Annotated in this window: 14 protein-coding genes; 5 read left to right on the top strand and 9 right to left on the bottom strand. The window is 56.6% G+C overall.

Translation table 11 applies throughout. The annotated features are described in order from the left end of the window. Positions 1 to 75: 75 nt before the first annotated feature. The gene (locus tag ACQGQ5_RS11450; RefSeq protein WP_455736629.1) at positions 76 to 333 is read right to left on the bottom strand and encodes a hypothetical protein; all 258 of its coding nucleotides are present in this window, start codon (positions 331 to 333) and stop codon (positions 76 to 78) included. Positions 334 to 535: 202 nt separating this feature from the next. On the opposite strand from ACQGQ5_RS11450, the gene ACQGQ5_RS11445 reads away from it, so the two are divergent. Continuing rightward, positions 536 to 1177: a GNAT family N-acetyltransferase gene (locus ACQGQ5_RS11445; protein WP_455736628.1), complete on the top strand. Its 642-nt coding sequence runs from the start codon at positions 536 to 538 to the stop codon at positions 1175 to 1177. Here the strand turns inward: ACQGQ5_RS11445 and ACQGQ5_RS11440 are convergent. Continuing rightward, a complete protein-coding gene (locus tag ACQGQ5_RS11440; RefSeq protein WP_455736664.1) occupies positions 1167 to 1841 on the bottom strand; it encodes an ABC transporter ATP-binding protein in 675 nt (224 codons plus the stop codon). The two genes, ACQGQ5_RS11445 and ACQGQ5_RS11440, sit on opposite strands and share 11 nt — an antisense overlap. 75 nt (positions 1842 to 1916) lie before the next feature. Here ACQGQ5_RS11440 and ACQGQ5_RS11435 point away from each other — a divergent pair, with 75 nt between their 5' ends. Further along, on the top strand, positions 1917 to 3440 hold the full coding sequence (locus ACQGQ5_RS11435) for a phosphomannomutase/phosphoglucomutase (RefSeq protein ID WP_455736627.1): 1524 nt from the start codon (positions 1917 to 1919) through the stop codon (positions 3438 to 3440). Positions 3441 to 3479: 39 nt separating this feature from the next. On the opposite strand, the gene spoVAD is transcribed toward ACQGQ5_RS11435, so the two are convergent. Together spoVAD and spoVAC are read right to left on the bottom strand one after the other, a co-directional pair. Then, positions 3480 to 4499 (bottom strand): stage V sporulation protein AD, encoded by a 1020-nt coding sequence (gene spoVAD, locus ACQGQ5_RS11430; protein ID WP_455736626.1) that lies wholly within the window; start codon positions 4497 to 4499, stop codon positions 3480 to 3482. A gap of 18 nt (positions 4500 to 4517) precedes the next feature. Further along, a complete protein-coding gene (gene spoVAC, locus ACQGQ5_RS11425; protein WP_455736625.1) occupies positions 4518 to 4961 on the bottom strand; it encodes a stage V sporulation protein AC in 444 nt (147 codons plus the stop codon). 227 nt (positions 4962 to 5188) lie between these two features. Between spoVAC and ACQGQ5_RS11420 the strand changes: the two genes are divergently transcribed. Continuing rightward, on the top strand, positions 5189 to 6001 hold the full coding sequence (locus ACQGQ5_RS11420) for a lytic transglycosylase domain-containing protein (RefSeq protein ID WP_455736624.1): 813 nt from the start codon (positions 5189 to 5191) through the stop codon (positions 5999 to 6001). Positions 6002 to 6200: 199 nt separating this feature from the next. Here ACQGQ5_RS11420 and ACQGQ5_RS11415 read toward each other — a convergent pair whose 3' ends face one another. From ACQGQ5_RS11415 to ACQGQ5_RS11400, 4 genes are all read right to left on the bottom strand, one after another. Beyond that, a complete protein-coding gene (locus ACQGQ5_RS11415) occupies positions 6201 to 8099 on the bottom strand; it encodes an NAD(+) synthase (protein ID WP_455736623.1) in 1899 nt (632 codons plus the stop codon). Positions 8100 to 8186: 87 nt separating this feature from the next. Next, complete coding sequence (locus ACQGQ5_RS11410; protein WP_455736622.1) at positions 8187 to 9236, bottom strand: lysylphosphatidylglycerol synthase transmembrane domain-containing protein; 1050 nt, start codon at positions 9234 to 9236, stop codon at positions 8187 to 8189. Positions 9237 to 9260: 24 nt separating this feature from the next. After that, positions 9261 to 10250: a glycosyltransferase family 2 protein gene (locus tag ACQGQ5_RS11405; protein WP_455736621.1), complete on the bottom strand. Its 990-nt coding sequence runs from the start codon at positions 10248 to 10250 to the stop codon at positions 9261 to 9263. 192 nt (positions 10251 to 10442) lie between these two features. Then, positions 10443 to 12086 carry a VanW family protein gene (locus tag ACQGQ5_RS11400; protein ID WP_455736620.1) on the bottom strand — a complete coding sequence of 548 codons (1644 nt, stop codon included), beginning with the start codon at positions 12084 to 12086 and terminating at the stop codon, positions 10443 to 10445. Positions 12087 to 12369: 283 nt separating this feature from the next. Between ACQGQ5_RS11400 and ACQGQ5_RS11395 the strand changes: the two genes are divergently transcribed. Next, complete coding sequence (locus ACQGQ5_RS11395) at positions 12370 to 13491, top strand: MGDG synthase family glycosyltransferase (protein ID WP_455736619.1); 1122 nt, start codon at positions 12370 to 12372, stop codon at positions 13489 to 13491. Between the two features lie 147 nt (positions 13492 to 13638). Here the strand turns inward: ACQGQ5_RS11395 and ACQGQ5_RS11390 are convergent, their stop codons facing one another. Next, positions 13639 to 14049, bottom strand: a complete 411-nt coding sequence (locus ACQGQ5_RS11390) for a Fur family transcriptional regulator (RefSeq protein WP_455736618.1) — start codon at positions 14047 to 14049, stop codon at positions 13639 to 13641. Positions 14050 to 14224: 175 nt separating this feature from the next. Between ACQGQ5_RS11390 and ACQGQ5_RS11385 the strand changes: the two genes are divergently transcribed. Beyond that, positions 14225 to 15361, top strand: coding sequence for a cysteine desulfurase family protein (locus tag ACQGQ5_RS11385; protein ID WP_455736617.1), 1137 nt, complete (start codon positions 14225 to 14227; stop codon positions 15359 to 15361). The last annotated feature ends 8 nt before the right edge of the window (positions 15362 to 15369 follow it).

Here is a 15369-nt window from a genome sequence, read left to right as displayed (position 1 = left end):
CACGGGCGGCGAGAGTGTCGAAAAAACTGTCAGGCGTCGGAAAATATGCCGGGACGGCATATCCATCAATACCGATTACGCCTTTTCCGTTCCGAAAAGATTGAAGCGGAAAAGTCTGGATTCATCCTCCGGTTTTTCACAGATAATAAAGGCCTCCGCGATTTTTCCGCCTTCGATCAGCTGTGTCAGCCCGACCAGCTGGCTGAGCTTGCTCTTTAAATTGAGATGGTCGCCCTCGCGCGTTACCAGAAAGACGTTTCCCTCACACTGGTCAAGCACCTTTAAAAACGCGGGAACATCCACATCATGCAGTTGAAGCGTAGATGACGTCATAATAAGCCTCCTTCAGCGGTTTTCATGCTATTATCTTCCAACGCCATTATAACATTTTCCTCCCGATTGTCAATGAGCCGGCATGCCTTCCGTCTGCCGGGACAGCTTGCGGTTTTCGGAACGGATGTGCTATAATGCCTATTGATTACTTTAGCAAGGTCCGCATCCGGCAACTTGCTATCCAGACAGGAGATTGTTAAAAATGACTTTCGCACCCGAGTCCGCCATCGTATTGGGTGACAAAAATGACCTGCCCATGATTTATGAGGACATGAAGCAGCAGTTCCCGCCCAACGAGTTGTATCCGTATCCAAGGCTTTTGCAGCTTCTGAACGGCGACCGGTATAAAATTCTGCTGTTCCGCCGGCTTTCCGACAACGAGCTGATCGGCTACGCTTTGGTGTACGCGATGGAGGACAGCAATATGCTTTGGCTGGATTATCTGGCCGTCCTGAAAAAATACCACGCCCACGGATACGGCAGCGCGCTGTTTCGTGCGCTCTGGCAGAAATACTGCGGCCCGTTCGACGGCATCCTGTTTTCCGTGGAATATGTCTCCGAAACCGACCCGGAGCTTGCCGAACGGCAGAAACGGCGCATCCGGTTTTACGAAAAGCTGGGCGCGCGCCGCCTTCACGCGAAATTCCTGCTGCCCTGCGACGACGGGGCCTTTCCGATGCACCTGTACTGCAAACCGCGCCGCGGATACCTCACCATCAGCCGCTCCGTACAGATGCAGGCGGTCAGCCAGATGTACGAATACTGTTTCTTTTACCTGAAGCACCGCCGGGAGCTGCTTCCCAAATTCAAAGACACCATTGCCGACGAAAAATTTACCGACTGACGATTTGGCCGTCCTGTATCTGTACCATGCGGCCCGCGGAAGCGGCGATTTTTTCATCGTGCGTAATCAAAATAACCGTTTTCCCTTCTTCATTTAAAGAATTTAAGATCCGCATGACCGCCGCGCCGGACTTTGAGTCCAGGTTTCCGGTCGGTTCATCGGCCAGAATAATGGGTGGCTTTGCCGCGATCGCGCGCGCAATGGCCACCCTTTGCTGCTGCCCGCCGCTCATCTGGTCGGGCCTGTGATGCTCGCGGTTCGTCAGCTCGACCTTCGAAAGCGCCTCCTGCGCAAGGGCGCGGCGCCCGGATTTCGGAATCCCGCGGTAAAGCAGGGGCAGCTCCACGTTTTCAAGCGCGTCCAGCCCGCCGATCAGATTGAACCCCTGAAAGACGAACCCGAGCTCGCAGTTGCGGATCTGCGTCAGCCGTTTTTCGCTCAGACCCGCCACGTTTTCCCCGTCCAGATAATACTCGCCCATGGTTGGCGTATCCAGACAGCCCAGAATATTCATCAGGGTCGATTTTCCCGAGCCGGACTGACCGACGATGGCGACGAATTCACCCTCGTCTATGGACAGGGAAACGCCGTTCAGCGCGCGCACTTCGTTCTCCCCTTCGTTGTATATCTTATAAATATTACTGATGGTAATCAAATTTTCGATCGTGAACACCTCGTTTACAAATATCCCCGAATCGCTTATAATAAGACCAAATAACAGCATAAAGGGGACAGATTGATGCTTACAAAATATTGGAAACAATTCAAGAGCGGCACCGATATCCGCGGGGTGGCCAGCGAAGGAGTACCGGGGCAGGAAATCAGCCTTACCGATGAAAATATTGAAAAAATGGCGGCGGGTTTCGTCCTGTGGCTTTCCGCCTTTACCAAAAAAGGCGCTTCCCAGCTGACCGTCGCCGTAGGGCATGATTCCCGCATTTCCGCCGACCGGATTCAGGCGGCAGCGACCCGTTCGCTCACCGGGGCGGGCGTGCGGGTGCTGGACTGCGGGCTGGCCTCCACCCCCTCCATGTTTATGACCACAGTCGACCTCGGCTGCGACGGCTCCATACAGATCACGGCAAGCCATCACCCCTTCAACCGCAACGGGCTGAAATTTTTTACCGGAAACGGCGGCCTGGACGCGCCGGATATCGAGCAGATCCTGCTGCACGCGCAGGAGGGCGAAAGGCCCCTTCCCGGCTCCGGGACCGTGGAAAAGGTCGATTATATGGCGCGGTACTGCGCGAACCTGAGAGAAAAAATCAAAGCCGGCGTGAACGCCGCGGACTACGGGCATCCGCTCGCGGGATTTAAAATCGTGGTGGACGCGGGCAACGGCGCGGGCGGCTTCTACGCGCGGGACGTGCTGGCCCCCCTCGGAGCGGATACCGACGGCAGCCAGTTTCTGGAGCCGGACGGCACCTTCCCGAACCATATCCCCAACCCGGAAAACGAGGCCGCCATGCGGTCCGTATGCGCGGCGACCGTTGCCGCGAAAGCGGACATGGGCGTTATTTTCGACACCGACGTGGACCGCGGCGGCGCGGTGGACGCAAAGGGGGACGAAATCAACCGCAACCGGCTGGTGGCCATCGCCTCCGCGATTGCGCTCGAGGGAAACCCGGGCGGCACCGTCGTAACGGATTCCATCACTTCCAGCGGACTGAAGACCTATATTGAAAAAACGCTGGGCGGGAAGCACCACCGTTTCAAAAGAGGATATAAAAACGTCATCAACGAGGCGATCCGCCTGAACGAAGAGGGCGTCAACTGCCCGCTGGCCATTGAGACCTCCGGCCACGCCGCCCTGCGCGAAAATTATTTTCTGGACGACGGCGCGTATCTGGTGACCAAGATCATTATCAAAATGGCCCGGCTGCGCGCACAGGGAAAGACGCTGGAAAGCCTGCTCCTGCCGCTGGCGGAACCGGCGGAGGCCGCCGAACTGCGCTTCCCGATTCTGGAAGAAAATTTCCGGGAATGCGGTAGCCGGATCATTTCCGAGCTGGAGGCTTACGCCAGACAGCAAACGGGCTGGCAGATCGCGCCCGACAACCGCGAGGGCATCCGCATTTCCTTCGGGAAAGAGAACGGGGACGGCTGGTTCCTGCTGCGCCTGAGCGTGCACGACCCCCTGATGCCGCTGAACGTGGAAAGCGACACCCCGGGCGGAAACAGGCTGATCGCAAAGCAGCTCTACGGCTTCCTGCGCACCTGTTCCGGCCTGGATATCTCGCCTCTGGAAAAATTTATCGGTTAAATAACACAGGGGCGGCCATGAGCCGCCCTTGTTTTTGCGTCATGCTTTCAAAAGGACCAGATGCGCCACGCCCGGGATGCTTTCCCCCTGCTGCGACGAGGTGGGCGACATCAGCGCGCCCGTCCCCAGAAACAGCACCTTGTGCAGCTTTCCGGTCAGCATCTGCTGCATGATATAGGAGCACAGCACCGCTCCGGAGCAGCCGCAGCCGGAACCGCCCGCGTGGACGTCCTGCTTTTCAATGTCGTAGATCATCAGTCCGCAGTCATTGTGTACGGCTCTGATATCGATTCCGTCCTTCATCAGCAGCTTTTCCATCAGGTCGCTGCCGATGCTTCCGAGGTCCCCCGTCAGGATCAGATCAAAATCCTTCGGCGAAGAGCCGGTGTCCGACAGATAATCGATCAGCGTCTGCGCCGCGGCCGGGGCCATGGCGGCCCCCATGTTTGCCGCGTCCTTGATGCCGAAGTCGGTGATCCGCCCAAAGGTGACGGAGTCCACGACAACCTGGCCCTCCTGTTTCTGCTGCGGGGAACCCATCACGATCGCCCCGGCCGCCGTGGCCGTCCACTGGGCCGTGGGCGTCCGCTGCCCGCCGTATTCCAGCGGGAACCGGAACTGGCGCTCCGCGGAACAGAAATGGGACGAGGTCACCGCGACCGCCCGCCGCGCCGCGCCGGACTCCGTGAATAAAGAAGCGATCGCCAGCGTCTGCGCCATGGTGGAGCAGGCGCCGAACTGCCCGAGAAACGGGATGTTCAGGCTGCGCAGGCCGAAGGTGGAGGAAATGCACTGATTCAGCAGGTCCCCCGCCAGAATGCAGTCGATATCCGAATTTTTCAGGTTTGCCTTTTCCACCGCAAGCACGACCGCCTCATTCTGCAGGCGGCTTTCCGCTTTTTCCCAGCTTGACTCCCCCAGCGTCGTGTCGTTGTGGCACTGGTCGTAATACTGTCCGAGCGGCCCTTCGCCCTCCTTTTTGCCGACAACCGAGGCGGAACCGAGAATCACGGGCTTACTGGTCAGTTCAACCGTATATTTGCCGATTCGGGTAGGCATAGCCATTCCTCCTCATCCTTAGTATAAATGGAAAAACCATATGATCAGGCCGTATAAGATCGAAGCCGCGATTCCGTAAACCAGCACCGGCCCCGCGATGACGAACATTTTTCCGCCCATTCCAATGACATAGCCCTCGCTTTTAAACTCCATGGCAGGAGCGACGATCGAATTGGCGAACCCCGTAATCGGCACCAGCGTGCCGGCCCCGGCGTGCTTTGCGATATTGTCGTAGATTTTCAGCGCGGTCAGCAGCGCGCTGAGCGCGATTAAGCTGATGGAAACCCACGCGCGCGCGTCCTTGAGCTCCAGCCCGTAGTGCATGTACAGGTTAGCCAGTGCCTGTCCGAGCGCGCAGATACCGCCGCCGACCACAAACGCGAGAATGGTATTTTTCACGTATGTCGTACCGGGCGAAGCTTTATCTGCCATCTTTTTGTATTCCCCTTTTGATATTGTCATCTCGGCACCTCCTTCAAAAAATATTCTGCCAATCCGGCACGCAAAATATACGAATCCGGCACGATTTTTCGGCGTCTGTTTCGCGCCCGTAAAAGGGTTTTCCCCGCAGGGGGACCGCTTTATCAGGAAAAAATTATTTTTTTGCTAAAAAGGTTGGATTTTTCGACAAAATACGTTATGATAAATAAAGATTCCAATATCAGGAAAATAAACTGTGGAGCATGATCATGGACAATCGTATTCCTTCCGGTTACTATCATCAAATATCCGCTCTGAACCGCGCAAACACAGCGGTTAACAAAAGCGCGCCGGCCTCCGTATTTTCCAAGCTGCTGCAAAACGCGATCGGCGCGGAGGACAGTCAACAGAAAAAGGGCGGCATGGAGGATATCTTCCAGACCGCCGCCCAGAAATACAATCTCCCGGTGAACCTGCTCAAAGCGGTCGCCAAGGTGGAATCCGGATTTGACGCGGACGCCGTTTCAAGCTGCGGCGCGCAGGGCGTGATGCAGCTGATGCCGGGAACCGCCGCCTCGCTGGGGGTGGAAAATCCCCTTGACGCGGAGCAGAACATCATGGGCGGGGCAAAATACCTGAGCCAGATGCTCGACCGGTACGACGGTGACACCAAGCTGGCGCTCGCGGCCTACAATGCGGGCAGCGGCAACGTCGCCAAGTACGGTGGAATTCCTCCGTTCAAAGAGACACAGGCCTATATTTCCAAAGTGCTGAACGAAGCGGGCGGGGATGTTTCCGCGCCGGCCGACGCGCTTTCCGAACTGAGTTCGCTTCTGAACGCTTCCGTTAACGGGACGGGGCTGACCGGCCTTTCGGCGCTGACCGGCTCCCCGTCGTCCGGTTCCCCGTCGGCGGTTTCCCCCGGAACCGGCGCTTCCGGCGCCGCTTTCACCTATGACGATTACCTCGCGTTCCTGCAGCTTTTTATCGCCCAGATGCAGATGAACACCACCCAGATGATGTCCTCAGACCTCTCGGGCCTTACGTCCTCCGACACGGACAGCCCGACGTCCCTGTTATAAGAAGATGACGTAAAAATCCCCTTTCCAACCGCTTAGCGGCACTGGAAAGGGGATTTGTTTTGTGTTGAGGACCTGCCGTCGGGAAACGCCTACGGCGGCACTTTCAATCAGCTTACGTTAAATCGAAGCCTGATGCTCCAAAACTCCTTCCGGCGCGCCGGGCGCACCACCTCCCTCAAAGAGGGAGGCAGGGGTCTGATCACAGCGATTCGATTTCTTTGAGCCAGAGAGCCGAAGACGCGTCGCTGGGCATCCGCCAGTCCCCGCGGGGGGACAGCGTGACACTGCCGACCTTCGGGCCGTCCGGCAGGCAGGAACGCTTGAACTGGTGCGTGAAAAACCGCTGGTAAAAGGTCGTCAGCCATTTTTTGATCGTCGCGCCGTCGTAGATTCCGGCAAACGCGCTCTGCGCCATATGGTAAATCTTCGCGGGCGTGAACCCGAAGCGGAGCATGTAGTACAGGAAGAAATCATGCAGCTCGTAAGGGCCGACGATATTTTCCGTCTTCTGGGCGATGACCCCGTTTTCCGGCGGCAGAAGCTCCGGGCTGACCGGGGTGTCCAGCACATCCTCCAGCAGCGCGCACAGCTCTTCGCTGCTGTTGACGGCGGCGTGGTGCACGAGATGCCGCACCAGCGTTTTGGGAATGGAGCAGTTCACGCTGTACATGGACATAATGTCGCCGTTATAGGTGGCCCAGCCGAGCGCGACCTCCGAAAGGTCGCCCGTGCCGATAACCAGCCCGCCGCACTGGTTTGCCAGATCCATCAGGACCTGTGTGCGTTCGCGCGCCTGCGCGTTCTCATAGGTGACGTCGCGCACATTCGGGTCGTGGCCGATATCCTCGAAATGCCGGGACACCGACTCCCCGATGGGAATCTCCCTCAGGGTGACCCCCAGCATTTCGGAAAGGCGCTGGGCGTTGCTTTTGGTCCGCTTCGTCGTGCCGAAGCCCGGCATCGTGACCGCCAGGATCCCCTTGCGGTCCAGCTTCAGAAGGTCGAACGCGCGCGCAATGACGAGCAGGGCAAGCGTGGAATCCAGCCCGCCTGAAACGCCGATCACCGCGCATTTGGAGCCGGTGTGTTTCAGCCTTGTTTTGAGGCCCGCGGCCTGCATGTTCAGGATCATTTCACAGCGCTCGCTCAAATCCCTGGTATCGTCCGGCACAAAGGGAAGAGCCGGGAATTTCCGCTCCAGTATGGGGTCTGGCATGTCCATGTCAAAGCCGACCTCACAGGCCTCTCCCATGTTTGACCACGTGGTGGTGCGCAGACGTTCCTGCATCATGCGCTGCAGGTCGACATCCGCCACGGTCAGCCCCGTCGTAAACAGCTGCGATTCGGCAAGGACCGTCCCGTTTTCGGCAATCACGTTGTGCCCGGAGTACACCAGGTCGGTGGAGGACTCCCCTTCCCCGGCGTCGGCGTAAGCGTAGGCCGCAAGCAGCCGCGCGGACTGCCCGTTGACCAGATTGCGGCGGTAGGGCGCCTTGCCGATGATCTCGTCGCTCGCGGACGGGTTGAGCAGCAGGGTGGCCCCGCACTGCGCCAGCCGCGCGGACGGCGGGCAGCAGGTCCACAGGTCCTCGCAGATTTCCACGCCGACCACCAGCTCCGGCGCGCTTTCGCACCGAAAGATCAGGCTGTTTCCCAGCGGAACGGTCCCGCCGCAGAAGCGGGTTTCCGCGTACGCGGGCGCGGGCGTGAAATGCCTCGCTTCATAAAATTCGCTGTAATTCGGAATGCTGCTCTTTGCCGGCAGCCCCAGCAGCTTTCCGCGGCAGACGACCGCCGCGCAGTTGTAAAGGTCCGCCCCGACCGGAACGGGAAGCCCGATCACCGCGAGCAGGTTCATGCCGCGGGTCTGCTCCAGAAGATCGCCGAGCGCCTTCTGCGCGGCGGAAATCAGCGTGCGGTCGCGAAACAGGTCGCCGCAGGTGTACCCGGTCAGGCAAAGCTCCGGGAAAACCACCGCGGTCACCCCGCGTTTTTCACATTCGCGCATCTGATCGAGAATCTGGTTTTTATTATATTCACAGTCGGCAACCTTAATGGACGGCGTCGCCGCCGCCACCCTGAAAAAACCGTCCTTCATTCAACACGGCACCGGGCCTGTCCCGTTTCCTGCGCCGCAACGTACGGGAAACTCCGATGCCTGCCCCCTCCCACGATAAAATTGATATTATGAAGATTTTCCATGCGGGCTTTGCCGACCGCTTTTCCGGTCCATCCCGGCAAAAAACGCCCCGACGATGATACAGGAATAATAAGCGGTAAACCGCCAAAGTAGCATGGCCTGATGAAGAATGTCCTGCCCGAAAAAGATCTGAAAAATAACCAGAAAACTGCCTTCCGCCGCCCCCGCGGCACCCGGCAGCGGCGTATAGGTGGAAATCATGGTGACAAAGCTCTGCGCCGCCACCATATCCACAAACGGTGCGCCGGGACTGTGAAAAGCCTTATAGATAAAAAAAGGCACCGCGAAAACGGCAGTAAGCTGAACCGCGGTGTACGCGTACACTTTTCCTTTCATCCGCCGGTTCCCCAGCATGGCCCTGTTGTTTTTCATGTAAAATTCCAGCTGACTTTTTACCTTCTCGTCGGCCTGCTTCGGATTTTTCACAATATGGAGCTTTGTCAGAACCCACACGCAGCTATGGATCAGCCTTGTGGTGAAAGCCGGGCTGTGGGTAAATAAAAGAAGCAGGATCACCACCGCGGACTGACACAGAAAGCCGACGACCGCCAGCGCCATAAAGCTCTGAAATTTACTGCGGAAAAACGAATATTTGATCAGGATGACCGCCATGGAATAAACGGTAATGGAAATCTGATAAACCAAAAATTTGCGCACCAAAGCCGACAGAGCGATTCCGGAGGCAACGCCCTGCCTTGTCAGAGCAAGCACCTGCATCGGCTGGCCGGCCGCCGCGAACGGCGACACGGAATTGAAATACTGTCCGACCATCGTCACCTTAAAAGCACGCCGGAAGCCGTACTTCCCGTGACAGGAAGCGGCGACCAGGTTCTGGGTGACAAGGCCTTCCATCATCCAGCTGAGCACCACGCAGCCAAAAGCGCCCAGAAGCCAGTACGGGTCAAGCGTGTGAAAGCTGTACAGCAGAGTAAGCAGATGATTGTCCGTCAGACAGAAATAGGCCAGCATCCCCAAAGTCAGCGCAAAAAGCGCAATCCGAAATATTTTAGACGGCCTGTTCCTGCTCTCGCTCATATTCTCCGTTTACTCCCACTTTCTTCAGCGGGTGGAGTAGTCCTTTTCCAGCTTTTCGGGAGCATCCACCACATCCGGCAGCTCGCTGAACATGGTCGTAGGACTGAACTCATCCGCGGAATAATGCCTGATGGCACGCGATATCCGGCGCATGTTGGCCATGCACCCACGCATACATTTTTTCTCATTATGCAGCTTTAATACATACAAATAACAGCAGGCGCACGTTTTTCTGGTGAGCGCCAGATAGCTCTTCTTATATTTTTCGTAAAGCCCGTTTTTTTCCAGCGAAATACGGACCATGGCGATCGCGCGGATGAAGTCGTTGATCTTGTCCGCATTCATGGTCGCCAGGGTGCTGGCCGGATGCTGATTGTAGTAGTAGAGCGGACGGTCGATGACGACCACCTGGTTTGCATGCACAAAAATTTTGTTCGCGACGGCCATATCCTCAAAGCACATGGTCGGGAACTTGATATCATAATCTGTAAAAAGGGCGCGTTTATACATCTTGTTCCAGACAAGGCTCTGAATTTCCACATCGCGCAGAAGCTTTTTCATCGCCTCGGCGGGCTTCAGAATCCCGCGGCAGCGGAACGGATATTCAAACAGGAAATCATTTTCCACAAAGTGGAAATAATAATAACAGCAGGCGATATCGCTGCCCGTGTCCACACAGGCGTTGTACAGCTCTTCCAGGTAGGTGGGGCAAACATAGTCGTCGCTGTCCACAAAGCAGACGTATTCGCCGCGCGCGGCCGCAAGGCCGCTGTTGCGCGCATTGGCGATGCCGCCGTTTTTCTGGTCGATCACCTTCACAAAATCGTATCTCTCCTCAAAACGGCGGAGGATATCGAGGGAATCGTCTTTGGAGCCGTCGTTGACGGCGATAATTTCAAAATCGTTAAATGTCTGGCTGACCAAAGAAGACAGGCATTTGCCGATATATTTTTCAACATTGTAGACCGGTATGATAATGCTAATCTTCGGTGCAGCTACCTTTTCAGACAACATCAGCTCATCCTTTCTTGGCCTGCGGCAGAACAGCCGCCTTTTGAAATTGTATTGTTTTAAACAGTATGTTGTTTATTTTGTTTGCGCAATGAAAAAATATCCTGTTCCACTCTCATTTTTACAGAAATAAGACAAAAAGTCAAGTCCAATTTAAAACCAGGGTGCAGCCTGAGCCACACCCTGAAAAGCCGGTTATTCGGGAATGATGATGTCCGCAGGAACCGTGTCGGACTCGGTGCCGCCGGACTGTCCGCCGCTGTCCTGATCCGCCTGGGAGGACGCGGGGGAGGAGCTGCCCGGCGAAGAGGAAGAGCCTGCCGGTTTCGAGGAACCGGCGGGCGGTTTGGAAGAACTCGCCGGTTGGGAGGACGCGGAGGACGCGGAGTTTCCACCCACCGTTGTTCCGGGACCCATGGAATAATACGCGGGCTGCGCGCGATAATAGGAGGAGGACAGGTTTTCCGTTTTTACCACGGCGCCGTTTTTATAAAAAACGCGCTGCGCGGTCGCCCTTGCCCCCGTACGCGCTTTGGAATCCAGCTTGACGACCCCTTTCGTCAGCGTTTTGTCAACAATGTATTTCGGGGCGGTCGGCGCGGCGATCGTCTCCGTCTTCTGCGAGGTGACGGCAATATGATCGTAATCCGGCGACTGGTACCCGTAAAAAGTGACGGTGAGCACCTTTCCCTTGATGCCGGAAACAATGTAGATGGGATATTCCGTGGGATTCCGGAATTTGAAGTCCAGATCCGGGTAACTGACCGCGGCGTCCTGGCCGATCGGGCAGTAGGTGGACTGAAGCGTATGGTTGGAGCGCTGTGTGATCTTCATGTTGGAACGGAGCGCCGCGCCGTAAACGGTGGTGGACGCCTGACAGATTCCGCCGCCGTAGGATTGGATCAGCCTGCCGTTCAGAATCGCCCCCGCCTCAAGAAAGCCGCTTGCCTTGCTGGTGGAGTCGCCGACGATCCCGTTGAAGGAAAACGTGCCGCCCGCCGGGATACAGGTCCCGTTGATTTTGGAGAGGGCCAGCGCCATATTATGAGTGCCGTTCGCGTTGTTGGTGGACGTGGTGCTGTAGGTTCCCAGCTTCTGCAGGTGGCTTTTCACCTCCGCAATGGTTTTGCTGAACGGGACCACCGTCGTCGGTACTTCCACCGTTCCGGCGCGGGGGCCGTTGATCAGCGCTTCCACCTGTGCGTATAGCCTGTTCTCATCGACCGCGAGGCCGTTTTTACCGTCGGCATAGCGGAAGGCCGCGGTTTTCGTGTCAAAGGAGGCCACCGTCGCGTCGACCGGGTCACAGGCGATCCCCTTGACCGTCTCTTTCAGCTTGGCGTCCAGATTATCGTAATTCATCGTATTGGTGATATTGTACGTTTTAGGAGCGGTCCGCAGCGCCAGCACCTGCTGATAGCGCTCTTCCCTGTCCCCAGTGCGCGCATAGGCATACGCCTCTTTCAGCACGTCGTCCGTATTGAACCGGAAGTTGAGGTCATCCTCGGTCAGCTGCCACGTTTTATCCTGATAAACGATCCTGATATCGTACTTGCCGCGCAGGCCCGGTTCGACCGCGGCAGCGGCGGCTTTGGCCTGCTCCATGGTCTTTCCGCCCAGATCGACGCCGGCGACGACGATTCCCTTATAGAAGGTATCCGCGTCAATCACCGAAGCAACCTCCTGCCGGTGCCGATAAACCTCATACAGCTGTTTGCCGAACAGGCCGCCGACCGCAGCAAGCAGAACCACTCCGGCAATCACAGCCGCAATCCCTGCGCGCTTTTTCCCGGAGTTCGGCGCTCCGGAAGAAATGTCGATCCTATTTGCATCGGTCATACTGGGCCTCCCAAATAACAGTAAATTCTCAAGTTGCTGACAGATCCTCAAAATGCTGGTATCATTATATAACGCGGCCCGATAAAAGTAAAGTTACAGCTTTATAACCGGCCGCGGGCCTCCGGCGGGGCTTTGAGGGAATTTCATTGGCAACTTTTATAAATATATGATATAATTACCAAAGATATGGCAATCCGGAAAAAACGGTTACAGGTTTCCCGTTTCTTTTCAGATCAGCCGCAGTATGATGGGAAATACGATCCCTGACCAAAGGAGGATTGGTGTGAAGATCTTAATTCTTTCGGCCGCGACGGGCGGAGGACATCTGAGAGCCTCCCATGCCATTGAAAAATATATCGCGGAGAATTCCACGGGCAACGAGGTGGCCGTGGTCGACGCGCTGAAGAGCATCAACGCCGTATTGGACAAGACGGTCTGCGAGGGGTATCATTTTCTGGCGACAAAAACGCCGAAGGTGTTCGGGCAGCTTTACCGGAAAAGCAATCAGGAAAGCCTGCTTGCCAATCTTGTGAACCGTTTTTCCAGCGTGTTCAGCCAGAAGCTGATCCCGCTGATGGAGGAGCAGAAGCCCGACGTGATTATCTCCACCCATCCGTTTGCAACGGAAATGGTTTCCCACTTAAAGGGCAAGGGGATCGTAAAGGCCCCGCTGATCTGCCTGATGACGGACTACGGCCCGCACCGTGCGTGGATCGCGGAGCATGTGGACGCGTATATCGTTTCCACAAAGGACATGATCCCGGAAATGAACGCGATGGGCGTCCCCGCTGAAAAGATTTATCCGTTCGGCATTCCCGTGGGGGATGTTTTCTACAGCAAGGGCGACAGGCCCGCCCTGCTGAAAAAATTCGGTCTGGACGAGGACCTGCCGACCATCCTGATCATGGCGGGCAGCTTCGGCGTCACCAACATCATGAAAATCTATAAGCACCTGACGCAGCTTCCCATCGAGTTTCAGGCGATCGTCATCACCGGCCGCAACCAGAAGCTGTACGAGTCCTTCGCCCCGGTGATCGCGCAGAGCCCCAAAAAGACCAAGCTGGTCTTTTTCACCGACGAAGTGGAAAACTATATGCACGCGTCCGACCTGATTATCACCAAGCCCGGCGGGCTGACCGTTTCGGAAGCGCTTGCGTGCAACATCCCGCTGGCGGTGTTCGACGCGATTCCCGGTCAGGAGGAGGACAACGCGAACTTCCTGCTTTCCCACAACATGGCGGTCAAGCTGGAAAAGGGGGTCGATCCGGGCGAAACCATCCTTTCCCTGCTGGCGGACAACAGGCGGCTGGAAAAAATGCGGGCGTCACTGAAGACCTTTGACACGTCCCAGTCGGGGAAAAATATTTTTTCCCTGATCAACGAGCTGTCGGAGCGCAATTCATAAAAGGCGGAAAATCGCGGATTTTCCCGATGGCAAAGCGCATAACAAAATTGTATCTGCAGCATAAAAACGCGCCTTGAGACGGCCTTTACGGCCCAATCAAGACGCTTTTTTCGCGCTGTTTCAGGGAAGGCTGTTTTGCAGCAGTCCCTATTCCTTATCCTGCGGCTCCCGCGCTTTTTCGCGCCGGACGCATTGGGGGCATTTCCCGTAAATCGTCAGCGTGTGCCCCTCTATTTCATAGCCCGTGTCGCGGGCCAGCCCCTGCTCGATTCCGGTCAGGGGGCAGTCCTCTATCCTGATTTTTGCGCTGCATTCGGTGCAGATCAGATAATGCCCATGATGCTCCCGCGCAACGGAGTACCGCACGATCCCGTCTCTCCACACGTCTTTTTTAATCAAGCCGTCCCCGGCGAAGCGCTCCAGATTGCGGTAAACGGTGGAGAGGGCCAAACTTGGATATCCGGCCTTCAGCGCCGCGAAAATATCCTCTGCGCTCACAGGGTCGCTGCTCCGCTTCAGAATCTGCATAATGGCGCACCGCTGTTTTGTGTTTTTCAACGTTTTTCCCTTTCCTCTCTGCACCGGATACGGGTTCCGTGCCGACATCCCGTCTTCGTTTATTATAATACAAATCAACAAAAATGCAAATCGCTTCCGGGGTGTTTTCATTGCTCAAAATACACGCAAGGTGTATAATATAGTAATATCAATTAATGACTTGGAGGTATCCCCATTGGGTGAAATATATCTTGACAATTCCTCCACCACCATGGTTTGCAGAGAGGCCGCCGACAAAGTGATGGAGATGATGACGGACAATTACGGAAACCCCTCCAGCCTTCACACGAAAGGCTTTTACGCCGAACAGGAGCTTTCCGCCGCAAGGCAGGAAATCGCCGACCTTCTCGGTGTTTTACAGGAAGAAATCTACTTTACCTCCGGCGGGACGGAAAGCAACAATCTTGCGGTTTTCGGCGCGGCACACGCGCTGCGCCGCCGCGGAAACCACATTGTAACCACGATGATAGAGCATCCGTCGGTGCTCAATACGATGAAGCAGCTTGAAAAAGAGGGATTTGCCGTCACTTATCTGAAACCGGACGGCAGCGGAAAAATCAAGCCGGAGCAGGTGTTCCGCGCGGTGACGCCGCGTACCGTCCTGGTCAGCATGATGTGCGTGAACAACGAGGTCGGCACCTTCCTTCCGCTGGAAGCGGTCCCCGCCGCGATCGCCGCCGCGAAGGCCCCGGCTCTTTTTCACGTCGACGCGGTGCAGGCATTTGGCAAAATCCCTTTAAAACCGGGCAGACTAAAAATCGACCTGATGAGCGTGAGCGCGCATAAGATCCACGGGCCGAAGGGCGTGGGAGCGCTGTACCTGCGAAAGGGTGCGCACATCGTTCCGCGCGCCTACGGCGGCGGGCAGGAAAAAGATATCCGTCCCGGAACGGAAAGCGCCCCGCTGATCGCGGGCTTCGGCGCGGCGGTACGGGCGCTGCCGGAACCCGGCGCCCAGCTGGAAGCGATGGCGAGGCTCAGCTCGTACTGCCGGCGAAGGCTGCTGGAAATCGACGGCGTCACGCTGAATTCCCCCGAAGACGCCCTGCCCTATATTGTGAACCTCTCAGCCGGCGGCGTGCGCGCGGAAACCATGCTGCACTATCTCTCCGCCAAAGAAATTTACGTTTCCTCCGGCTCCGCCTGCTCCAGGGGAAAGGCGAGCCATGTGCTGACCGCTATGGGACTGCCCCGCGACCGGATCGCCTCCTCCCTGCGGCTCAGCTTTTCCCGCTACAATACCCGCGAGGACGTTGACGAACTGGCGGACGCCCTGAGAGAAGGACTTTCCTCACTGACTAAAAAACCGTAACGTAACAG

It is taken from the genome of Caproiciproducens sp. (assembly GCF_053840905.1).
This window is presented reverse-complemented; position numbering and strand designations above follow the sequence as displayed.